At 39.9% G+C, this 23,364-nt stretch carries 24 protein-coding genes; 18 read left to right on the top strand and 6 right to left on the bottom strand.

Annotated elements, in window-relative coordinates; all coding sequences use genetic code 11:
• The first annotated feature begins 25 nt into the window (after window positions 1-25).
• From AB657_RS13670 to AB657_RS13645, 6 genes are all read left to right on the top strand, one after another.
• Window positions 26-526, top strand: a complete 501-nt coding sequence (locus tag AB657_RS13670; RefSeq protein WP_047247000.1) for a GNAT family N-acetyltransferase — start codon at window positions 26-28, stop codon at window positions 524-526.
• Between the two features lie 7 nt (window positions 527-533).
• Window positions 534-1,868, top strand: coding sequence for an MATE family efflux transporter (locus AB657_RS13665; protein WP_047246999.1), 1,335 nt, complete (start codon window positions 534-536; stop codon window positions 1,866-1,868).
• Between the two features lie 21 nt (window positions 1,869-1,889).
• Window positions 1,890-2,663 (top strand): enoyl-CoA hydratase/isomerase family protein, encoded by a 774-nt coding sequence (locus AB657_RS13660; RefSeq protein WP_047246998.1) that lies wholly within the window; start codon window positions 1,890-1,892, stop codon window positions 2,661-2,663.
• A gap of 205 nt (window positions 2,664-2,868) precedes the next feature.
• Window positions 2,869-3,294: a hypothetical protein gene (locus tag AB657_RS13655; RefSeq protein ID WP_157491752.1), complete on the top strand. Its 426-nt coding sequence runs from the start codon at window positions 2,869-2,871 to the stop codon at window positions 3,292-3,294.
• 57 nt (window positions 3,295-3,351) lie between these two features.
• Entirely contained in the window at window positions 3,352-3,801 is a 450-nt protein-coding gene (locus tag AB657_RS13650) for a 6-pyruvoyl trahydropterin synthase family protein (RefSeq protein WP_047246996.1), read from the top strand.
• Between the two features lie 27 nt (window positions 3,802-3,828).
• The gene (locus AB657_RS13645; protein ID WP_047246995.1) at window positions 3,829-4,593 is read left to right on the top strand and encodes a UDP-2,3-diacylglucosamine diphosphatase; all 765 of its coding nucleotides are present in this window, start codon (window positions 3,829-3,831) and stop codon (window positions 4,591-4,593) included.
• A gap of 238 nt (window positions 4,594-4,831) precedes the next feature.
• Here the strand turns inward: AB657_RS13645 and AB657_RS13640 are convergent, their stop codons facing one another.
• From AB657_RS13640 to AB657_RS13625, 4 genes are read right to left on the bottom strand one after another with little or no spacing between them, the layout of a single operon-like run.
• Complete coding sequence (locus AB657_RS13640) at window positions 4,832-6,103, bottom strand: MFS transporter (protein ID WP_047246994.1); 1,272 nt, start codon at window positions 6,101-6,103, stop codon at window positions 4,832-4,834.
• A 3-nt stretch (window positions 6,104-6,106) separates the two neighbouring features.
• Window positions 6,107-6,493, bottom strand: coding sequence for a VOC family protein (locus tag AB657_RS13635; protein WP_047246993.1), 387 nt, complete (start codon window positions 6,491-6,493; stop codon window positions 6,107-6,109).
• Window positions 6,490-8,178 (bottom strand): single-stranded-DNA-specific exonuclease RecJ, encoded by a 1,689-nt coding sequence (recJ, locus tag AB657_RS13630; RefSeq protein ID WP_047246992.1) that lies wholly within the window; start codon window positions 8,176-8,178, stop codon window positions 6,490-6,492. Before recJ ends, AB657_RS13635 begins: the two co-directional genes overlap by 4 nt.
• An 11-nt stretch (window positions 8,179-8,189) precedes the next feature.
• Window positions 8,190-8,618 carry an OsmC family protein gene (locus AB657_RS13625; RefSeq protein ID WP_047248002.1) on the bottom strand — a complete coding sequence of 143 codons (429 nt, stop codon included), beginning with the start codon at window positions 8,616-8,618 and terminating at the stop codon, window positions 8,190-8,192.
• A gap of 59 nt (window positions 8,619-8,677) precedes the next feature.
• On the opposite strand from AB657_RS13625, the gene AB657_RS13620 reads away from it, so the two are divergent.
• From AB657_RS13620 to AB657_RS13595, 6 genes are all read left to right on the top strand, one after another.
• Window positions 8,678-9,280 carry a carboxymuconolactone decarboxylase family protein gene (locus AB657_RS13620; RefSeq protein ID WP_047246991.1) on the top strand — a complete coding sequence of 201 codons (603 nt, stop codon included), beginning with the start codon at window positions 8,678-8,680 and terminating at the stop codon, window positions 9,278-9,280.
• Window positions 9,281-9,429: 149 nt separating this feature from the next.
• Window positions 9,430-9,801, top strand: a complete 372-nt coding sequence (locus AB657_RS13615) for a hypothetical protein (protein ID WP_157491751.1) — start codon at window positions 9,430-9,432, stop codon at window positions 9,799-9,801.
• Window positions 9,802-10,120: 319 nt separating this feature from the next.
• Window positions 10,121-11,044, top strand: coding sequence for a hypothetical protein (locus AB657_RS13610; RefSeq protein WP_047246989.1), 924 nt, complete (start codon window positions 10,121-10,123; stop codon window positions 11,042-11,044).
• A 3-nt stretch (window positions 11,045-11,047) separates the two neighbouring features.
• On the top strand, window positions 11,048-13,033 hold the full coding sequence (locus AB657_RS13605) for a TonB-dependent receptor plug domain-containing protein (RefSeq protein ID WP_047246988.1): 1,986 nt from the start codon (window positions 11,048-11,050) through the stop codon (window positions 13,031-13,033).
• Window positions 13,034-13,081: 48 nt separating this feature from the next.
• Window positions 13,082-13,945, top strand: a complete 864-nt coding sequence (locus tag AB657_RS13600; protein ID WP_047246987.1) for an MbnP family protein — start codon at window positions 13,082-13,084, stop codon at window positions 13,943-13,945.
• A 70-nt stretch (window positions 13,946-14,015) separates the two neighbouring features.
• On the top strand, window positions 14,016-15,038 hold the full coding sequence (locus AB657_RS13595; RefSeq protein ID WP_047246986.1) for a cytochrome-c peroxidase: 1,023 nt from the start codon (window positions 14,016-14,018) through the stop codon (window positions 15,036-15,038).
• A gap of 6 nt (window positions 15,039-15,044) precedes the next feature.
• On the opposite strand, the gene rsmI is transcribed toward AB657_RS13595, so the two are convergent.
• Window positions 15,045-15,716, bottom strand: a complete 672-nt coding sequence (gene rsmI, locus AB657_RS13590) for a 16S rRNA (cytidine(1402)-2'-O)-methyltransferase (protein ID WP_047246985.1) — start codon at window positions 15,714-15,716, stop codon at window positions 15,045-15,047.
• A 66-nt stretch (window positions 15,717-15,782) separates the two neighbouring features.
• Window positions 15,783-16,466, bottom strand: coding sequence for a hypothetical protein (locus AB657_RS13585; protein WP_047246984.1), 684 nt, complete (start codon window positions 16,464-16,466; stop codon window positions 15,783-15,785).
• A 107-nt stretch (window positions 16,467-16,573) separates the two neighbouring features.
• On the opposite strand from AB657_RS13585, the gene AB657_RS13580 reads away from it, so the two are divergent.
• The 6 genes from AB657_RS13580 to AB657_RS13555 all read left to right on the top strand — a co-directional run bounded on the left by AB657_RS13580 (window position 16,574) and on the right by AB657_RS13555 (window position 23,361).
• Window positions 16,574-17,218, top strand: a complete 645-nt coding sequence (locus AB657_RS13580) for a thymidine kinase (protein WP_047246983.1) — start codon at window positions 16,574-16,576, stop codon at window positions 17,216-17,218.
• Complete coding sequence (gene alr, locus AB657_RS13575; protein ID WP_047246982.1) at window positions 17,211-18,317, top strand: alanine racemase; 1,107 nt, start codon at window positions 17,211-17,213, stop codon at window positions 18,315-18,317. The genes AB657_RS13580 and alr overlap by 8 nt, the downstream gene beginning before the upstream one ends.
• Window positions 18,318-18,406: 89 nt before the next feature.
• Window positions 18,407-18,814, top strand: coding sequence for a large conductance mechanosensitive channel protein MscL (mscL, locus tag AB657_RS13570; protein ID WP_047246981.1), 408 nt, complete (start codon window positions 18,407-18,409; stop codon window positions 18,812-18,814).
• A gap of 234 nt (window positions 18,815-19,048) precedes the next feature.
• On the top strand, window positions 19,049-20,038 hold the full coding sequence (locus AB657_RS13565) for an aspartate-semialdehyde dehydrogenase (protein WP_047246980.1): 990 nt from the start codon (window positions 19,049-19,051) through the stop codon (window positions 20,036-20,038).
• A gap of 90 nt (window positions 20,039-20,128) precedes the next feature.
• Window positions 20,129-22,285 carry a prolyl oligopeptidase family serine peptidase gene (locus tag AB657_RS13560; protein ID WP_047246979.1) on the top strand — a complete coding sequence of 719 codons (2,157 nt, stop codon included), beginning with the start codon at window positions 20,129-20,131 and terminating at the stop codon, window positions 22,283-22,285.
• Between the two features lie 86 nt (window positions 22,286-22,371).
• A complete protein-coding gene (locus tag AB657_RS13555) occupies window positions 22,372-23,361 on the top strand; it encodes an ABC transporter ATP-binding protein (RefSeq protein ID WP_047246978.1) in 990 nt (329 codons plus the stop codon).
• The last annotated feature ends 3 nt before the right edge of the window (window positions 23,362-23,364 follow it).

The raw sequence follows: 23,364 nt of genomic DNA, 5'->3' as shown, positions 1-23,364 counted from the left end.
ATTTACAATTTTAAAATATTATTTTATGATTAGGCCTGCAAAGTTGTCGGAAATTGAAGACATTTTATTAGTTACAGATGCATGTAGAAAACATATGGAGTCTAAAAACATCTACCAATGGACCACTTCATATCCCTCTAAATCGAAATTTATGATTGATGTTGAACGAAATGAACTATATGTTCTGGAACATGAAAACCAAATTATAGGGGTTATCGTAATCTCCACATTAATGGACGAGGAATATAAACATATCTCATGGTTGACCCCAAATCTTAAAAACATCTATATTCACAGATTGGCGGTGCACCCTTCTTTTCAAGGCAAGGGTTTTGCCCAACAGTTAATGACATTTGCAGAAGATTATGCAATAAAGAACAATTTTGTTTCTGTTCGGTTGGATACCTTTAGCCAAAATAAAAGAAACCAAAAGTTTTATGAAACCAGGGGCTATCAAAAACTGGGAGATGTTTATTTTCCCCAACAGAGCAAACACCCTTTTCATTGCTATGAACTTATAGTCTAGGCCTACATTGAAAACTACCGTAAATTTTAAAAACATAAACAACCTGGCCATACCTGCCACTATTGCGGGCATAGCGGAACCATTGTTATCGATCACAGATACGGCCATTGTTGGAAATATTCCCGTAGACGGACTGGAGTCTTTGGCCGCGGCCGGTATAGTAGGCTCTTTTCTATCTATGCTAATTTGGGTACTAGGCCAGACCCGTAGTGCTATTTCGGCAATTATATCGCAATACCTCGGAGCAGGCAAACTAGAGGAAGTAAAAACCCTGCCCGCCCAAGCCATTTTCTTGAACATTGCCCTGAGCATTCTAATATTGCTATCGACCGTTTTTATTATCCGTGAGATTTTCGAGCTTTTAAATGCTACCGGGAAAATTCTAGAATACTGTATCAGTTATTATTCCATTAGGGTATGGGGCTTTCCGTTAACGCTATTTGTTTTCGCCGTAATGGGTATTTTTAGAGGGTTGCAGAACACCTATTGGCCCATGGTAATTGCCATTACCGGTGCTGTATTAAATGTACTCTTTGACCTTATATTGGTGTACGGCATAGAAGGTTTTATAGAGCCCTTATATTTAGATGGTGCCGCTTATGCCAGTTTAATTTCGCAAGCGATCATGGCCATTATGGCCTTTTGGCTTCTATGGAAAAAAACGGATATAAGCTTGGTGCTTACCTTTCCGTTGCACCCAGAACTGGGCAGACTTGTTGTTATGAGCCTGAACCTTTTTGTACGGGCCTTGGCCTTGAATACCGCTCTTATCCTCGCTGTTAGAGAGGCAACGGCCCTTGGCGAAAAATATATCGGGGCACATACCATAGCTATAAACCTTTGGCTCTTTTCCGCATTTTTTATAGACGGGTACGGAGCCGCAGGAAATATCATGGGAGGAAGACTTCTTGGAGAAAAAAATTATGACGGTCTCTGGCTCTTGGCTAAAAAAATAGTGACTTATGGGCTTTATGTTAGTCTCGTATTAATGCTCACTTCATTTATATTCTACAAGCCCATAGGAGCACTATTTTCTAATGAAGATGTAGTACTAGAGACTTTTTATGGTATTTTCTTCATCATCATAATAGGGCTTCCGATGAATACCATTGCTTTTGTCCTAGATGGTGTTTTCAAAGGACTTGGAGAAATGAAATACCTTAGAAACACCTTATTGGCGGCCACTTTTTTAGGCTTTGTCCCCACCCTGTTCCTCGGTAAATATTTACATTGGGGGTTAACGGGTATATGGGTCGCTTTTACCATCTGGATGTTGATCAGGGGAGGCGCATTGGTCTGGAAATTTAGGAGAAAGTTTCGACCACTTTTACAAAACACTTAATTTTGAATAAAATAAAAGTACATGGGAACAGATAGAGATAACGGTAGCCTTTATACAAAAATCGAGGGTAAGGTGGCAACAATAGAATTTGGCCACCCTGCCAGCAATTCTTTTGTGTCCGAACTTTTGGACAGGCTTACAAAAGAATTTGAAAAACTATCTGACAATGAAGAAGTAAACCTAATTGTTCTTAAATCTGAAGGGGACAGGGCTTTCTGTGCCGGCGCCTCGTTCGATGAGCTTTTGGCAGTATCTACTTTTGAGGAGGCAAAAACATTCTTTAGCGGCTTTGCCCATGTCATAAATGCCATGCGCCAATGCAAGAAAATTATTGTGGGCAGGGTACACGGCAAAACCGTTGGTGGCGGAGTAGGCCTTGTAGCGGCTTGCGACTATGCATTCGCCAATGTAAATGCCTCCATTAAACTTTCTGAACTTAGTATAGGTATCGCCCCATTGGTAATAGCCCCGGCAGTTGAACGAAAAATCGGTGTAGCCGCCCTAGGAGAACTGTCACTTGCACCTACAGAGTGGAAAACAGCATATTGGGCCCAAGAAAAAGGTCTCTTTGCAAAGGTTTTTGAAACAACTCAAGAGCTTGACAAAGAGTTGGACTTCTTTACCCATAAAATGAGCAGTTACAACCCCGAAGGACTAATGGAATGGAAAAAAGTGCTTTGGGAAAATACCGATCATTGGCAATCGCTACTTACCCAACGGGCTGCTATCACTGGTAAACTCGCCTTGTCCGAATTTACCAAAAATGCCCTGTCTAAATTTAAAAACAAACAATAACCGAAACAGCTGGTCGTTCTGTTTCTAAATAAATTTTATGGAGTTCTTTCAATTTTTAAACGGTAATCTAGTTTTTCCTATTCTAGCACTTTTTGTTTTGGTCATCTACTTTGTAAACAGGATAAGGGCCAGACGAAAATATAAAAGGTAACCCGTGAACGTACGCAACTTTTTAAGTTTCGTGTATCTTTATATAAACAATTACATGTTTGCACGACTCTCCTTAACGCTACTTTTTCTATTCATAATGGCCTGCAATGGCCATAAAGAAACTGTGCAGGAAGAATGTGCAATGGTCGTATGCACAGAAATTTACGTTACCCTAACCGTTTCTATAAAAAACACCTCAGGAGATATTATTGCACTCGATAGTTTTGAAGTAATAGATACCACAACGGGCAAAAACCTCACGGTAAACCACAACGATTCTGAGTATCAATATTATAAAGAACAGGGACTCTACCCTATTTTTAGCGACAAGTACCGGGAGCAATATCAAAATTCGGAAACCACTATTTCTTTTAAAGGATATATTTCTAATAAAGTCGTTGTAGACCAAAATTTTGCAGTAGGTGCAGATTGTTGCCATGTAAAACTAATTTCAGGGCCAACCGAGATTGTTCTAGATTAACTTCTTCCCTATAAATCCTTTCAAAGTTTCGCTACCTTTGCCCCATAATTAAATGCTATGAGCAAGATTCGTATTACGAAGCAGTTCAATTTTGAGACCGGACATGCTTTATATGGTTATGATGGAAAATGTAGAAATGTACACGGGCATAGTTATAAGCTTTCTGTAACGGTAATAGGCAAACCCATAACAGATGTATCGCATGTAAAGTTGGGCATGGTAATAGATTTTGGCGACCTTAAAAAAATCGTTAAAGAAGAGATCGTGGATGTCTATGACCACGCTACCGTATTCAATAAGAACACACCCCACATAGAACTCGCCAAAGAACTTACGGACAGGGGGCACAATGTGATTTTAGCAGACTACCAACCCACTAGTGAAAATATGGTCATTGATTTTGCGGCCAAGATAAAAGCACGGCTTCCAGAGAACATTCAGCTTTTTTCACTAAAACTACAGGAAACCGATTCCTCTTTTGCCGAGTGGTTCGCCAGCGACAATTAAGGGTAACATTTGCTATCTTTATCCACCATGACTACAATAAAACTCCCAGAAGGAAAAAAAGTATATTTTGCCAGTGACAACCACTTGGGAGCGCCCACCATGGACAAAAGTTTTCCGAGAGAAAAAAAGTTTGTTGCATGGCTAGAGCAAATAAAGTACGATGCCGGTGCAATCTTTTTGTTGGGCGATCTTTTTGATTTTTGGTTCGAATACAAAACTGTAGTACCAAAGGGTTTTACCAGAACCTTCGGCAAATTGGCGGAATTGTCAGATGCAGGAATCCCTATTTTCTATTTTGTGGGCAACCATGATCTTTGGATGAACGGCTATTTTGAAGAAGAACTTAATATCCCCGTATTTCACAGACCACAGCAATATCTAATTAATGGAGTCTCTTTTTTTATTGGCCACGGTGATGGCCTAGGGCCCCATGACAAGGGTTACAAAAGAATGAAGAAAGTTTTTACCAACCCAGTCGCCAAGTGGTTCTTTAGGTGGCTTCACCCAGATCTGGGCGTACGATTGGCGCAATACTTCTCTGTTAAGAACAAATTGATTTCCGGTGATGAAGACGCCAAATTCTTGGGGGAGGATAAAGAATGGTTGGTACAATATGCCAAACGAAAATTGGAAACGCGGCACTATGACCATTTTATCTTTGGGCATCGCCATTTACCTTTAGAGATAAACCTTTCTCAAACATCAAAATACACCAATACCGGCGATTGGATACATTATTACACCTATGCCGAGTTTGATGGACAACAACTTCAACTAAAGAAATTCGAATAATGGCTTCCTAAATAAAGGCTTCATTTCAATCAAATAACTTGTAATCCTTTTCTTACAACATTTTCAAAGGCTTTCACAACATTAATGCTATAATTCACTATTTAGCATCTACCTTTAGGCTATCATAGAGTTATTATTTATACTTATTTAAAAAGTATTTGGTTATCCAAATCTTAAATTACCTACTTTAAAAAAAGACCCCTTAAAAAGGGGCTTTTTTTATGTTGCAAATATTTTGTTATTCCTCTGTCTCGTGTTCCTCTACATCTTTCTGTAAATCCAACTTTCTAAAGGTAGGCGAAGAAAAAGCGGTAATCCCCACAGTCAGCAAGGTCATGCTTCCTCCAAACACTACCGCGGTAACCGTTCCCATCAATTTGGCGGTAAGTCCACTTTCAAAAGCCCCAAGCTCGTTCGAAGATCCTACAAACATTGAATTTACCGAAGCTACCCTTCCTCTCATATTATCGGGTGTCTTTAACTGAAGGATCGTTTGCCTAATAATCATTGAAATGCCATCAACGGCCCCACTTATGAAAAGGGCCATCACCGATAACCAAAAATAGGTAGACAGGCCAAAGACAATAATACAGATTCCGAATCCGAATATGGCCCACAATAATTTTTTCCCGGCATTTTTATGCAACGGAAAACGGGTAGACCCTAACATGGTAATAGATGCCCCGACCGCAGGTGCTGCCCTAAGAATGCCAAAACCCTCGGAGCCCACGTGAAGTATATCTTGTGCAAAAACAGGTAATAAAGCCACGGCACCGCCAAAAAGAACGGCAACCATATCCAAAGTCAAGGCGCCAAAAACCGCTTTGTTGCTAAATACAAAATGGATCCCCTCACGTAAACTTTGAAAAATAGGTTCTCCTATCTTAGGGTTTAGAATTGGTTTCTTTGAAATTTGAAAAAGTGACACCAAAGCCAAAACAGAAAAACCAAAAATGACACACATAGACCAATGAACACCAATAATACTTATAGAAAAACCTGCGAGCGCAGGACCTAAAACCGACCCTAATTGCCATGTAGAACTGCTCCAAGTAGCTGCATTTGGGTATATTCTCTTAGGTACGATCAACGCTATCAAGGAAAAAATCGTAGGGCCAAGAAAAGCTCGTACAAATCCACCTAAAAAAACCAAGGCGTATATACCATACAATATTGTTTTGGTCTCCAATCTGGTATCCATAGAAGGCCAACTTAAGACAAACAAGCCAAAACTAATGACAGAGAACCCAAAAATACATTTTACTAACAGGTTTCGTTTTTCTTTCTGATCCACGATATGCCCTGCAAAAAGAGCCATACTTACTGCAGGTATAACTTCCATTAAACCGATGATTCCCAGAGAAAGAGGGTCTTTGGTCAATGAGTAAACCTGCCACTCTATCACAATAAACTGCATAGACCACGCAAAAACCATGGCAAAACGAACCAGTAAAAATATATTGAACTCTCTAAACCGTAAAGCCGCATACGGATCAATATTTTTATTCATATGCTAAATGGTAATTTCTATTCTGTTTGCTTCGGGATCCAGTACTACGCTTTCATAATAACCGTCACCTGTGGTTCTTGGGTTACCTGCTACAGTAAACCCATCGTTTCTTAATTGTTCCGTTAAGCTATCCACCCTTTCTTTAGACCCCACAGAAATTGCAAAATGGGCCAATCCAGACAGCTCTTTGTTCGTCTCTAGAGCCTTAAAAATGGAAGGTTTGTACATGAGCTCTAACCTTGCCCCTTTATCAAAAGCTAGAAAATAAGAGGTAAATTCTTTTTTACTGTTATGGTATTGTTCCCCGGAAATAGCATTAAAATACTTCTCATAAAAATTTCTCATCATCTCCAAATCCTTAACCCAAATAGCAATGTGCTCTATTTTCATTGAATATCTTTAAGTTTAAGCTGAATGCTTACATTACCCTGCCACTCATTTTCATCAATGGAGAATACGGCATTAAACGGTTTTCTGCCTGTTACCAATGGCAATTTATGCCCCAGATTAAAACCTATGGCATTTATCTTATGGCTATCATGTTGGGTGACCGATAATTTTAAGTGCGCCCCTTCTTGCCCCACTGTTTTTCCGTAACCTGTATCGGTCAAATTTTCCGCCATAAACACAGGAGACATATTTCCGGGACCAAATGGGGCGAACTGCTTTAAAATACGTAGTAGCTTGGGGGTAATATCCTTTAGTTCTATAATGGCATCTACGGTTATTTCGGGCGTAAGAAGAATAGGGTCTATGGTTTTACGCACTACTTCTTCGAACTTGGACTTAAAAACTTCGTACTGTTCTTCCAACAAAGTGAGTCCTGCTGCATATTTATGCCCTCCAAACTGCTCTATACAATCAGAACAGCCCTCAAGAGCATTGTATACATCAAAACCTTTTACCGAACGTGCCGAAGCTGCCAGCTTATCTCCACTTTTGGTAAACACCAAGGTGGGTCTATAGTACGTTTCCATTAACCGTGAAGCTACAATGCCTATAACCCCCTTGTGCCAGTCTTCTTGAAAAACCACCGAAGTATAACGCTCTTCTTCTTGGTTTTTTTGTATCTGGTGCAAAGCCTCCTCCGTAATTTCTTGATCTAATCCTCTTCTATCGGTATTGAATTTTTCTATCTCAGCCGCAAATTTTGAAGCTTGCAGCATATCTGTTTCGGTCAAAAGATTTACGGCATGTTGGCCATGTTTCATTCTTCCGGCCGCATTGATCCTCGGTGCAATTATAAAAACAACATCGGTAATCGTTAACTCCGACTTGTTTATTTGGTCAATAATGGCCTTAAATCCTGGTCTTGATTGCTGATTGATAACCTGTAGGCCATAAAAAGACAATATTCGATTCTCCCCAGTTATCGGAACTATATCTGCGCCGATAGCAGTAGCCACTAAATCAAGGTAATAAATAATATCATCTATTGTTTCGCCCCTATGGGCACCAAGCGCCTGAATTAATTTAAAACCGACCCCACAACCACATAATTCATTAAACGGATAAGTACAATCTTCCCGTTTTGGGTCTAAAACCGCTACTGCATTCGGTAATGTTTTACCGGGCCTATGGTGATCGCAAATGATAAAATCGATTCCTTTTTCCTTCGCATAGGCCACCTTATCGACCGCCTTAATACCACAATCCAATGCAATGATCAAGGAAAACCCGTTATCCTCGGCAAAATCAATTCCTTTGTAAGATACCCCATACCCTTCATCGTAACGATCGGGGATATACGTGGCCACATTGGGGTAATAAGATTGTAGGTATGAGGAAACCAGGGCAACGGCCGTTGTGCCATCAACATCATAATCGCCATAAACGAGAATATTCTCATTATTGGCTATTGCCTGTTCTATTCGTGTCACGGCAATATCCATATCTTTCATTAAGAAAGGGTCATGTAGATCGCTTAACTGTGGCCTAAAGAATTTCTTGGCTTCTTCGAAATTGGCAATTCCTCTTTGTAACAATAACTGCGCTATCAAATCATCAACCTGTAGCTCATTGGCCAAAAAGTCGATGTCCTCTTGTTTTGGTTTGGGTTTAATAGTCCAGCGCATGCAATCGACTACTAATTATGGTGAAAAATGGTCTTGATATCCAGTTCTGCAAATTTTCTGAACATTTCCATAACACCACAATATTTTTCTACGGAAAGATCTACAGCTCTCTGAAGTTTTTTCTCGTTCAGGTCCTTACCATGAAAATGGTATTCTATTGCCACTTTATCATAATATTTAGGGTGCTCATCGGTAAGATTGGCAATGGTCTCGATATGAAAATCTTCCACATCCAGTTTCATTTTCTTGATAAGCGCTGCCACGTCTAAACCAGAACAACCCGCCAGTGCCGATAACATCAGTGCCTTAGGTCTGTAACCACTACCATCCCCTCCGTCTTCTTTGGCTATATCTATTTTTAATGAATGTCCAGATGGGTTGTTGCTTTCAAAAGCCATGTTGCCCAACCATTTCGTGCTGATATGATTTGTTGTACTCATAATTTTTTGTTTCTTGTAGGTTACAAAAATACTACAAATACAATCTAAAAGCGCATAATATGGCATTGGTAACACCTCTAGACCCGAATCATGATCCAGAAACCAAGAAATTGGCAGAATTCTTTAACGAAACACTTGGGTTTTGTCCCAATTCTGTTCTGACCATGCAGCATAGACCTGCCATTTCAAAAGCTTTTATAAACCTCAACAAGGCGGTTATGGCGAACGAGGGCCGGGTTACTTCTGCCTTAAAAAGGATGATCGCATGGGTCAGTAGTAACGCTACAGGTTGCCGATATTGCCAAGCCCACGCCATACGGGCGGCGGAACGTTACGGAGCTGAGCAAGAACAGCTGGACAATATATGGGAATACAGAACGCACCCCGCGTTCTCAGAAGCAGAAAGGGCCGCACTGGACTTTTCTTTACAAGCTTCGCAAGTACCAAATGCCGTAGATGCAGAAATAAAAGAGCGCCTTTATAAATATTGGGATGAAGGTGAGATTGTTGAAATGCTTGGGGTTATCTCCTTATTCGGATACCTTAACCGTTGGAACGACTCTATGGGAACAAGCATAGAAAAAGGGGCCGTTGAAAGTGCCGACCAATATTTGGGAAAACATGGATGGGAAAAGGGCAAACATGACGGGTCTGTTTATTAGCCAAGTCAATATCCTCTTTTTACAGATGTTAATCTAGTCATAAAACCTGTTATATTCTGTTTTAGGCTACTTTGTTAAGAATCAATTCAAAGGCTATTATAAATCGTTTTTCATTAGGAAAATTTTAAAAAAATACAAACCTTTGTTATGTGAAAACGGCAGCGATCATATTGTCTTTATTCTTGTTCTCCAAGCCATTAATTCCATTTATGGAGTATGTCGCTTTCTACGATTACATTAAGAACGAACTTTGTGTAAACAGGGAAAAACCCGAGTTAGAATGTAATGGAAAATGCTATCTGATGAAAAAATTGGCAGAGGCTTCCGATTCCGACTCCGAAAAGGGCAATGAAAAAAATCATTCTATAGCTACGGAATATTCCATAGTTTACTTTCAAGAAATCAACTCTGACTACATTTCACCTTTCTTAAAAGAACAAAAGGAAAAAATAGCATTTCCGTACAACGAACTGTACAAGTTCGATTATATGGGCTTTGTTTTTCATCCCCCCCTCATTTAATTCCTATTCAGAAAATAGAAGTTTTACAAGCCGCCGTAAATGTGTTTTGCCGAAGATTACTTTTGGTCATATGCGCTTATATACGCTTGTGATAGGCATGTATTAAAAATATATGTATGGTAACCAGACCATAGCGTACATCTGCTTAAGTTTTATGGTGACTCTTTGTAGATTTTCTATTTCCATTTTGTAGCGGTAAAGACAGTATTTTCAATCATTGCCGTCGAAAGGCCCGAACATCCCATTTATTTCTAAATGGGCACTGTTCCCGCACTTAACGCTACCTTTTTTTCAACAGTTTTAATTAAACAGGCAATAGATGAGACTTTTACACTTGTATGTAATTGCAGTGTTTGTTGTGGTTGCTTCTTGCACCATAGACAAAACGGATTATGAGGCTGAAATAAGTACAGAAACCACAGAATATATTGATTTTAAAGAAGTAACCTCTATAACCAGTGGAGATTACACCATTAGTATAGAGGCATTGAACGGTTCTTTATATAAGGGCTATAACGAGATTCACTTAAAGATTACCAATACACAGGCCAATGGTGACCTCGAAAATTCGGAGGTTACTTTTTTACCCATAATGACAGATGTCAACGGCAATAAGGTCTCTTGTCCTCATGAATACAATTTGCCCTATGATGCAACAGAGGAATATTACAAGGGGTATGCCGTGTTTACCGATGAGAGCGATTCAACGGTAAGTTGGCAATTGTACATTGGCTTTGTAGACAATGATCAATCGTACATGATCGATCATACCATCACTGTTGAGGAACAAACGAACCTGAACCTGAACATGACGGCGTTTACGGGCAATGACAACGAGCAATATTTTATTGCCCTGATCTCGCCCCAAAGCCCAAGTGTTGCAGAAAACGACTTGGTTGCCGGTATCTATAAATACAACCCACCCACGGATCCCGCCGGAACTTTTCCCGACCCATCGCAGTTTTCATATTCCATAGTACAAAACCACACCTTACTGTTAGATCCTAGAATGCCGGAACCTTCGATGGGCAACCATTCTTCGCCCAACAATGTGGACCTAACACAACAAAGTGATGGTTTATATCACGGGGTCGTGAACTATACCATGACAGGAAACTGGACATTGAACTTTATTCTACAGGATGAAGATGGACAGACCATCAAAGGTACCGAGGTTTCTACCGAGTTTACTCCAGGCATCGAGGGAGAGAAAAGTGAACTATATATCGACATATTATTTTAAGCAATGAAACGAATAATACTGGCTATATTTTTATTGGGACTATTCGCAAATGCTCAAAATACGCCGATAAAAAAGGACACCTTGAATGTGGCCTTAGATGAAGTAATTGTTATTGCCGCCAAGAAAAAGAAAATTGAAACGGAAATGAAAATGGCCGTTTCGGTCGATGAATTTTTGGCGTCTTCCGACAACATAAGCTTTATTAAACGCGGTGCCTATGCGTGGGAACCATTATTGAACAACATGAGTACCGAGCGTTCTACCGTGACCATTGACGGTATGCATATTTTCGGGGCCTGTACGGACAAGATGGATCCCGTAACCTCGTATGTAGAAAGTAACAACCTTTCCGATATAGACATAAAGTCTGGTCAAGAGGGAAGTATGCACGGGGCGACCGTAGCAGGAAGTATCAACCTTAAAAGGAAGAGTACTTCATTTGGGCTCAATAAAAAATGGAACGGTGGCTATCAGACCGGTTATGAGTTTAACAACGACCAATTTTTTAACCTTGGTAAACTCTCCTACTCTGGCGATAAGCTGGTTGTGGACGGTAGTGTCTCTTACCGAAGGGCGCAAAACTATACCGACGGCAACAACGACGAAGTAGAGCACTCTCAATACAAAAAATTCAATGCGTCGTTGGGGGTGGCCTACAAGACGAGCCCATTGTCATCTGTAAGGGTAGATGCCATTTTTGACAAGGCCAAAGATGTTGGTTACCCTGCACTACCAATGGACCTATCGCTATCAAGGGCGCTTATTACCTCAGTGGCGTATAAGCGTTTTTATGAGGACGGACCTATAAAGGTTTGGGACACCAAAATCTATTTCAACGCCATTGAGCATTATATGGACGACACCACACGGCCAGAGAACCTTGTGCACATGGACATGCCAGGATGGAGCACCACGTACGGCCTTGTTTCCAAGGTCAACTTCAAAAAAGACGATTATGCCTCTGAAGTACAATTAAACGCATACAACAACTTGTCTATCGCAGAAATGAGGATGTACCCTCAAGACCGAAGCGAGCGCACCATGTTCGCCTATAGCTGGCCTTGGGTTACAACAAGTTATGCCGGTCTTTCCATGAGCAATTCACTGGATGTCTCCAACATAAGCCAGTTAAATTTTGGTGGTACCCTTGGGTTAAATTACAACTATTCGAAATATGTGGAATTCAATTGGATTTTTCATCCGGGCGCTCCACAAAAAAAGACCCGATTTCTACCAAATATTTATGCCAGCTATCAACTGAATATGAGCGGTTTCGACTTTTCTGTCGGTGGCGGATACGGGCATAGGGCACCTTCGGTATCGGAGGGGTACGGTTATTATATCTACAACAGTTTTGACCGTTATGATTATATAGGTGATCCGGACCTGAAAAATGAGGTTTCTTACGAAGTAAATGCCAGTGCCGGTTTTAAGAACAAAAGAGCAAGTATACAGGCCAAGGCAAACTATTTCTATATACAAGATTACATTATAGGAAGAATTTTAAGTACAGGTAGCCCCATGAACTACCAATCGGTGGGTGTAAAAGGATACACTTCTTTAGACCACGCCACATTATTCAATTTTTCACTGAACGGTAGTTACGCCATTTTACAGGATTTGCACTGGAAAGGAAGCTTAACCTATGCACGGGGGTTGGATGAGAACAAAAACAACCTACCCTTTATACGCCCGCTAAGCTACCAGACTTCCCTACATTTTTCTTATGGAAAATTCGGGTTTCTAACCTCCTTGAACGGCGATTTAAAACAGGTAGACTACAGTCCGGAATATGGGGAAGATGAAACCCCGGCATACACTAACTGGAATGTGTCGGCCGATTATACTTTTCACATCAAAGATCATAAAACCGTACTACAGGTAGGTGCCGAAAATATATTCAATACTTACTATAGCACTTATGCAGACTGGGGTAATATCCCAAGAATGGGGCGTAATGTTTTTACATCCTTAAAAATCGATTTATAAACATAGATAACAAAAAAGAACAATTATTAACAATTAAAAATCAAAACAATGAAAAACTCAAGAAGGTATCTTTTAATATCCCTTATAGTGCTCGGCTTTATGTCTTGTAGCGATGATGATGTTCCGGTTGCCAATAATGTAACCTTGGAATTCAACAACACTTTTGAGGATAATACAATCGTTCTGGGCGATGCCACTTCATCAGAAGCTACCGTACACACTTCCGATGCAGGTCAGGTACACCACTTTTCAGAATTAAAATATGTAATAAGCAACATTCGTCTTATAAAAGAAGATGGTACCGAAATACCTTATAACGTAAACGATTTGGATAAAGGTGCTACTGTCGTTGACCAATCTAAAGAGGCCACGTTGCAATATGTTTTAAGTGATATTCCTTCTGATGAATATGTTCAGATAAAATTTGGATTGGGTGTAAAAACCGAGTTAAACAACTTAGACCAGGCCAGTTTTCCCGATTTTTATGCCGTTGCCGGAGCGAACGATACCCAAATGCACTGGGAATGGGGAACAGGGTATCGTTTTACAAAAATTGAAGGGTTTTATGACACCGACAACAAAGAACTTTCTATACATACCGGTAGTACCATTGAGGGTGAAGAAGGAAGTTATACCCAAGGTGTTGATGCTTATAGGGACATTACCTTGGATCTTCCTACAAACGCTATTGTAGGTAGTGGTTCTCCCAAAATTAAGATCAAAGCGGATTTTGATTATTTGTTGAGCGGAAATAGCTATACGATCACATTGGTTTCTACAACCGATATTACCAACAATGCCACCCCAAGTGCACATACGGCCACAGAGATGATGAAGTTTGTGGACAACATAGGCGGTAACGGTGATACTGATATTACTGGAATGTTCTCTATAACCGCCGTAGAAAACTAAATATAAATGAAGGCCGTTATGGGCTAAGCTCATAACGGCTCTTTATAGTGGTTTCCAAAATAGATACCCAATGAAAAATTTAATAAGGACTGTTGCTTTTGTATTACTATTGGCATCTTGTAGCAATGATGACAATCTTGAGCTTGTTGCTTTCGACAATCCAGAGGTGTCATTGAATATTCCGTCCGATTTTCCGGAACTGAACAGTGCGGTATATAACAATCTACCAACACAATATGGAATTGAATTGGGCGAGAAACTATTCTTCGACAATAAATTAAGCGCTGACAATACTATATCGTGTTCTACATGCCATATACAGAAAAACGCCTTTTCGGACCATAATAAAAAAGCCATCGGAATCGAAAACAGGATAGGCCTAAGGAATGTTCCCCCTATCCAAAACATGGCGTTTATGCAATTTTATAACTGGGACGGAAGTAAACTTAAGTTAGAAGACCAACCATTGGTACCCATTATTACGCACGAAGAAATGGATTCTTCCATTCTTGAAGTGATAGGCAAAATTGAAGATGATGAAGATTATATTGAATTATTCTATAAGGCCTTTGGTGACGAAGAGATTACCCCTGATAGAATCTACAACAGTATTGCCCAGTATGAATATACATTGATATCTTCCAATAGTAAATATGACAAAGTAAAAAGGGGAGAAGGTGAAACCTTCACCGAAGAGGAAGCCCAAGGGTATGCAGTTTTTAAAGAAAAATGTATCAGTTGCCACAGCACAGAACTCTTTACGGACCAGAGCTTTAGAAATATTGGTTTTCCATTAAATTCGAATAGCGAAGAGGCTGGTAGAAGCAGGGTTACAGGAGACATAAAAGATTATATGAGTTTTCGGGTACCTTCATTACGCAACATTGAGTATACGGCCCCATATGGAAGTTTTGGACAGTTCGCTACCCTAAAAGATCTGTTGGACTATTTAAGCAATGGTGTTCTCGAGGCGGATAATCTTGACCCCATTCTTAAAGATAACGATAATAGAATATCATTAACGGACGAGGAGAAAAATAACCTCATCTCATTTTTGAAAACATTGAGTGATAAAGAGTTTATTGGTCAATAACAATCTTTACTTATTTCCCCCAACAACGATTACTATTTCTCCTTTTGGAGGCTTTTCGGTATAATGTTTTAAAACCTCTCGTACCGTTCCCCTAATTGTTTCTTCATATAATTTGGTCAATTCCCTTGAAACGGAAATAGGACGGTCCGCACCAAAATACTCTTCAAAATTGGTAAGTGTCTTTACCAACTTATGTGGAGATTCGTAAAAAATGATGGTCCGAGGTTCTTCCGCCAATAATTTTAATCGTGTCTGACGTCCTTTTTTTACCGGTAAAAACCCCTCAAATACAAACTTATCGTTGGGTAATCCACTATTTACCAAAGCAGGCACAAAAGCAGTGGCACCAGGAAGGCATTCTACCTCTACATCGGCTTCTACACAAGCACGTGTCAATAAAAATCCAGGGTCGGAAATAGCAGGTGTACCAGCATCTGAAACCAAGGCAATGGATGCGCCTTGTTTTAGTTTATTTACGATATTGGCAACCGTTTTATGCTCATTGTGCATATGATGACTTTGCATGGGAGTACCAACGTCAAAATGCTGAAGAAGTTTGCCGCTGGTTCTTGTATCTTCCGCAAGAATTAGGTCTACTTCTTTTAAAATACGTATGGCCCTTAAGGTAATATCCTCTAAATTGCCTATTGGTGTTGGCACCAAATATAACTTACCCATAGTCTTTTGCTAAAACTAAAAGCCCAACACTTGGTGTTGGGCCTATTTATATTCAAAACTTATACCCTATAAGAACCTCCGTTCTATCAGTTCCATAAAACGTTGTTCATACTCTTCTTTGCCTTCCCAATTATTATAATCGGGCTTAACCATGTTCTTTATGAACGCGACAGAACGCTCATAAGTATCTATGGTATTTAACTGCGATAATACCCGGTTATAATCTTCTGTACTGCCGTTGAACAAATGTTTAATAAACCCTAAACGGTTATTCAAGTCTATCTTTAAATCTTTGTTTACCAAACGGTCGTTCAAAGATTTGGGAGTTTCTGTTTTTACATCTGCCTTACTGGGCGTAAAAAGCTCTTTATCGTTTTTTATCAGCTCAGGTTTGCCCATAAACTCCGTCAACACCTCTTCTAAATTATCGGTACTTGGCATTTCTGACACTATATCCTTAATAGTATCCATACCTGGAATAATAATATCCTCCTCATGCGGATTGCTTTCCGGAACGGTGGCGTTTTCCCTTAACACGGCATTCGCCATTTTTTCAAATTTATCGGCAATTACACTCTTGGATACATCTACTTCAATGTCGTTCAGCTCTTCCTCAATAAATTTAAGAACCGCAATTTTCTCATACAGCCCTTTAGCGGCCTCGTACAGTTTAGCAATGTCACTAATGTCTTCGGCGGTAATTATATCAGTCGACATTTTAACCAATTCAGCCTTCAATTTTTTCTTCATACCTACAAATTAGTTTATTCATCTCTATTTCAACACCTTTTTTCAATAACTTTAAGATTCTATAAAGAAGAACGAAAAAACCTCTTATTTTCGTCTAAAATTACAAAATGTTTCTCGAAAATACCGTTAACCATAAGGAACAATTCGGCTGGATAGAAGTCATTGCCGGCTCTATGTTTTCCGGTAAGACAGAGGAATTGATTCGGAGATTGAAAAGGGCTCAGTTCGCAAAATTAAAGGTCGAGATCTTTAAGCCAATGGTAGATACCCGTTATGATGACGACATGGTCGTCTCCCATGATGCCAATGAAATTAGGTCTACCCCTGTACCTGCGGCTGCCAATATAAGGCTCTTGGCAGACACTTGTGATGTTATTGGTATTGATGAGGCCCAATTTTTTGACGATGAAATTGTTACTGTCTGTAACGATCTGGCCAATAAGGGCGTGCGCGTTATAGTGGCTGGCTTGGACATGGATTATAAAGGAAACCCATTTGGCCCCATGCCCGCATTAATGGCCACGGCGGAATATGTCACCAAAGTACACGCCATCTGCACTAGAACCGGAAACTTGGCCAATTACAGTTATAGAAAATCAAATAACGATAAATTAGTAATGTTGGGAGAAACCAATGAATACGAACCCTTAAGTCGAGGGGCCTTTTACAAAGCCATGCTAAAGGAAAAAGTAAAGGGTATGGATGTTGATGCCAAAGAAATAAAAAACACCAAAGAAGATTCAGATGCGTAAGGCCAAGGAAACAGTTCTGGAGATAGATTTAAAGGCCTTGGAACATAATTACAATTATCTACGTTCTAGAATACGCCCGGAGACCAAATTTCTAGGTGTGGTAAAAGCCTTTGCCTATGGTAGCGATGCGGCCACCGTTGCCCTTAAATTAGAACAATTGGGCATTGATTATTTTGCCGTTGCCTATGTAAACGAAGGTGTGACATTACGTAATGCGGGCGTTACCAAACCTATTTTGGTATTGCACCCCATTGCGGCCAATTTCGAGACATTGGTCAGCAATCGGTTAGAGCCCAGTATCTATTCCCCCTTTATATTAAGTCAGTTTACGGAAACTGCCCAAAAAATGGGTGTGAAGAACTACCCAATTCATATAAAATTCAATACCGGTCTTAACAGATTGGGTTTTACCGAGAATGATATTACCTATTTAGGGGAACAGTTGTTAGGGCAAGATCAACTGAAGGTGGTTTCCATTTTATCGCATTTGGCAGCTTCCGAAGACCATAGCGAGGCCGAGTTTACTAAAAAGCAAATTTCTTCCTTTGATAAAATTGTTTCCCGGTTTTCTGAAGTCTTTAAGTATAGGCCTATTTGCCATATACTTAACACTTCCGGTATACTGAATTATCCGGAAGCACACTACGATATGGTCAGAAGTGGTATAGGTTTGTACGGTTATGGCAACGAAGCTAAATTTGACGCTCAATTAAAACCTATAGCTACGTTAAAAACCATTATCTCTCAATTGCACAAATTGGGACCAAACCAGAGTATAGGCTATAACAGGGGTCATATTACCCAAGAAAATACTGTAACCGCCACTTTGCCCATTGGACATGCAGATGGTATCGGAAGACAATATGGAAAAGGGAAAACATATGTAATGCTCCACGAACAAATGGCTCCTATAATAGGGAATGTTTGTATGGATATGATAATGATAGACGTTACGGGCATTGAGTGTAAAGAGGGCGACGAGGTTATTGTTTTTGGTCCTCAACTATCCGCTCAAGAACAAGCCGAAACGGCAAATACCATTTCATATGAACTTCTTACGGGCATTTCGCAACGTGTAAAACGAACATATATAGACTAAAAACGTCAATTAACATTTCATTAAGACTCTTTTTTTTTCTTACATTGCGACCACATATTAATTTTAATTTTTTTTTAAAACACTAAATCATGTTAAAAGAGTTTAAGAATTTTATTATGACCGGAAATGTCATTGACTTGGCAGTTGCGGTAATTATGGCTGGGGCCGTAGGTCTTGTAGTCAGTGGTTTTGTCAGTGATATTATGATGCCTATCGTAGGTCACTTTGCAGGTGGTCTTGATTTTGCCGATATGAAAATTGTATTGGACGAAGCAGTCTTGGCAGCCGATGGAACTGTCGAGAAACCAGAAAACGCCATCATGTACGGTAAATGGGTAAACGCTATAATCAATTTGATTACAGTAGGTTTTGTTCTGTTTATGATCGTAAAGGCTTACAACAAAACAAAAACTCCACCAGAACCAGTAGAAGAAGCTCCAAAAGAACCTACTGCCGAAGAATTATTGGCAGAGATTAGAGATGCTTTAAAAAAGTAATTTAAAACATACCCTTTCCAAGGGAACCGTTGCACTGCAACAAATTTCAACTTAAACCGTCAACGCTGTTTCGCTAACAACGTTGACGGTTCTTTTTTAGTTCAAAATTGAATAAACCCTTAAATTGTTATTTTTATAACTTTTTGTTATATTTTATTTATTTTGTTGTTTTTATCTTGTCCAACAGACTGTAATAGCTATTTTTGTCCTCAATTTAATTTTAACCATAAATAGATGAAAGTAGCAGTTGTTGGTGCCACAGGAATGGTAGGTGAAGTGATGTTGAAAGTGTTGGCCGAACGTAATTTCCCCATTACGGAGCTATTATTGGTAGCTTCGGAACGCTCCGTAGGTAAAAAACTCTCTTATAAAGACGAAGAACATACCGTTATAGGCTTATCGGATGCGGTTGCCGCTAAACCTGATATTGCCATCTTTTCGGCAGGTGGTGACACTTCCTTAGAGTGGGCGCCAAAATTTGCAGAAGTAGGTACTACGGTTGTAGACAATTCCTCTGCATGGCGAATGGATCCTGAGAAAAAATTGATCGTTCCAGAAATAAATGCGGACTCCCTCACCCCCTCGGACAAAATTATTGCCAATCCCAATTGTTCTACCATTCAGATGGTAATGGCATTGGCTCCATTACACAAAAAATATAAAATGAAAAGGGTAGTTGTTTCTACCTATCAATCGGTATCGGGGACCGGTGTTAAAGCTGTGCAACAACTAGAGAACGAGATTGCCGGAGTTAAGGGTGAAATGGCGTATCCTTATCCAATAGGTAGAAACGCCCTACCTCATTGCGACGTTTTTCTTGAAAACGGCTATACCAAAGAAGAAATGAAATTGGCGCGCGAGCCACAAAAAATATTGGACGACCGTTCATTCTCCATCAGTGCCACAGCCGTTCGTATACCTACGGCAGGTGGACATTCAGAATCGGTAAATGTTGAGTTCCATAACGATTTTGAACTGAACGAAATACGTCAAATATTGAACAATACACCAGGGGTAACGGTACAAGACAACCCAGATACCAACACCTACCCTATGCCCATATATGCGCATGACAAAGACGAGGTTTTTGTGGGCCGTATACGAAGAGACGAAACGCAGCGCAACACTTTAAATATGTGGATCGTTGCCGATAACCTTAGAAAAGGCGCTGCTACCAACGCAGTTCAGATAGCGGAATATTTAGTGGATAAAAATTTGGTATAAACCTCTTATCCATGAATGTTAAAACCTTCAAAACAGGTCTGTTTTGAAGGTTTTTTTATGGTATTTTTATAGTCACCAATTAAAAAGACCATGAAAAGACCATCTTTATACGCGCTTATTGCAATAACTGTAATATCGTGTGAAACTAAAAACAACAAAGAAACTATTACCGTGAATTACCCAACTACTGCCAAAGTTGATACCGTAGACACCTATTTTGGTACCAAGGTCAGCGACCCTTATCGTTGGTTAGAAGATGACCGAAGCCCAGAAACCGAAGCATGGGTAAAAAAGCAGAACGAAACCACTTTTGGTTATCTAGAAAACATACCTTTTAGAAACGACCTTAAAAACCGATTGGAACAACTTTGGAACTACGAGAAATTAGGAGCTCCCTTCAAAGAAGGAGATTACACTTATTTCTATAAAAACAACGGTTTACAGAATCAAAATGTACTCTATAGAAAAAAGGGTGACGGAGAAGAAGAGGTTTTTCTTGACCCCAATACATTTTCAGAAGATGGTACTACCTCATTGGCCGGCCTACGTTTTACCAAAGACGGTTCATTGGCCACGTATCTGATATCTGAAGGAGGAAGTGATTGGAGAAAAGCTATTGTAATAGACACGAAAACCAAAGAAGTAGTTGAAGATACTTTGGTAGATATTAAATTCAGTGGTGTTTCATGGAAAGGAAAAGATGGTTTCTACTACTCTAGCTACGACAAGCCAAAAGGAAGTGAGCTTTCTGCCAAAACAGACCAGCACAAAGTTTACTATCATAAACTTGGTACGCCCCAAAAAGACGATCAACTCATTTTTGGCGGCACTCCTTCCGAAAAACACCGATATGTTGGCGCCAGTGTTACCGAGGACAATAGATATCTTATCATCTCGGCATCGGTATCCACTTCGGGCAACAAGCTATTTATTCGCGATCTAGAAGACCCTAACGGAACTCTAGTTCCGGTTGTTGAGGATACAGAATCTGACAACTCCATCATAGAGAATGTAGGTTCAAAATTATATATTGTCACTAACAGAAATGCCCCCAACCAAAAAATAGTTACCGTAGATGCCAAAAATCCTACACCGGAAAACTGGGTAGATTTTATCCCTGAAACGGAAAACGTACTGAGCCCCAATACAGGAGGCGGCTATTTCTTTGCACGCTATATGGTAGACGCCATCTCTAAAGTTTTTCAGTACGATTATGACGGTAATCTAGTTAGGGAAGTAAAACTTCCCGGGGTAGGAACCGCCAGTGGTTTTGGCGGCAAAAAAGAAGATAAAGAATTCTATTTTTCGTTCACCAATTATAACACCCCTGGATCTTCTTACAAATACAATGTAGAAACCGGCGAATATGAAGAATATTGGAAACCGGATATAGATTTTAATTCGGACGACTACGAATCTAAACAGGTTTTTTACTCTTCAAAAGACGGTACCAAGATCCCTATGATCATTACCCATAAAAAAGGCTTGGAGCTCAACGGTAAAAATCCTACTATCCTATATGGCTATGGCGGTTTTAATATTAGTCTTACCCCATCTTTCAGTATTATTAATGCCGTTTGGATGGAACAAGGTGGTGTTTACGCCGTACCTAACTTAAGGGGAGGGGGCGAATATGGTAAAAAATGGCACGATGCAGGCATCAAAACAAAAAAACAAAATGTGTTCGATGATTTTATTGCAGCGGCCGAATACCTTATAGAAAACAACTATACCTCTAAAGAATACTTGGCCATACGTGGTGGATCTAACGGCGGCCTGTTAGTAGGTGCCACCATGACCCAAAGACCCGATCTAATGCAAGTAGCACTGCCGGCCGTTGGTGTAATGGATATGTTACGATATCACACTTTTACCGCTGGTGCCGGTTGGGCCTATGATTACGGAACCGCCGAAGACAGTAAAGAAATGTTCGAATACCTTAAGGGCTACTCTCCTGTACATAATGTAAAAGAAGGGGTCTCTTACCCTGCTACTTTGGTAACTACCGGTGACCATGATGATCGTGTAGTACCTGCACATAGTTTTAAGTTTGCTGCAGAACTGCAGGCAAAACAGGCAGGTAATATGCCTACTTTGATCAGAATAGAAACAAATGCAGGTCATGGAGCAGGAACCCCGGTCAGCAAAACCATTGAGCAATATGCCGATATTTTCGGGTTTACCCTTTATAATATGGGCTTTGAGGAGTTACCAAATCAGTCCGTTCTCAAAGAATTCAAAGATTAAGGTTTTTACACATCAATAAATAATTGAAAAATCCGTTCCTGTTTAAGAACGGATTTTTCTTTATTTTAATCCTTCAACTTTTCTTTATGCTTAGAGTAGAAAATGTTTCGTTTACCTATAATAAGACTCCGGTACTAGAAAATATAGACCTAAGGATTCAACGAAGGGAACATGTTGCCATTATAGGAGAAAGTGGATGCGGTAAAAGTACTTTGCTGAAAATCATATATGGACTCATGGATTTGGAACAAGGAGAGGTGTTTTGGGAAGACGAGCCTGTACTCGGACCCGCTTTTAACTTGGTGCCCGGAGCTCCGTACATGAAATATTTGTCCCAAGATTTCGATTTGATGCCTTTTACCACGGTATCTGAGAATATAAGCCAGTACTTATCGGTTTTCTATCCAAAGGAATTAAAAGAGCGTACACAAGAGCTTCTAGAAATGATAGAGCTTACCGAATTTGCCGACAAAAAAGTGAAAACCTTAAGTGGGGGACAACAACAACGTGTTGCCTTGGCCAGGGTACTTGCCCAAAAACCTGAAGTTTTATTACTGGACGAACCATTTAGCCACATAGATAACTTTCTAAAAAACAGCCTACGAAGAAACATTTTCAAATATTTAAAGGATAACGGTATTACCTGTATCGTAGCCACCCATGATTATAATGATGTACTGCCATTTACTGACAAGGTGGTCGTTATCAAAGAAAAAAAAATTATTGCACGAGGACGGCCTATAGACCTATATAAAAACCCAAAAAGTCTCTACGTTGCGTCCCTTTTCGGGGAGGCGAATTCCATCGCCATCGACGTTCTAAAATCATACGCAAATACCAAAAGAAAAATAATCGTCTACGCACATGAGTTTAAGGTGTCGGAAACTTCGGGTATTCCTGTCACCGTAAACACTTCATACCCCATGGGCAGTCATTATCTGGCACAAGGTATAACGGACGATGGGGAATCTATTTTCTTTCACTCCGATTCAGAACTGGCATTACATAAAAAAGTTTTTCTGAATGTTTCTTTAGAAACGATCAACCAAAGAATACAACACTCACCAACCATATAATAT

The sequence above is a fragment of the Maribacter thermophilus genome, from assembly GCF_001020565.1.
In the GTDB taxonomy this organism is placed as follows: Bacteria; Bacteroidota; Bacteroidia; order Flavobacteriales; family Flavobacteriaceae; genus Maribacter; species Maribacter thermophilus.
This window is presented reverse-complemented; position numbering and strand designations above follow the sequence as displayed.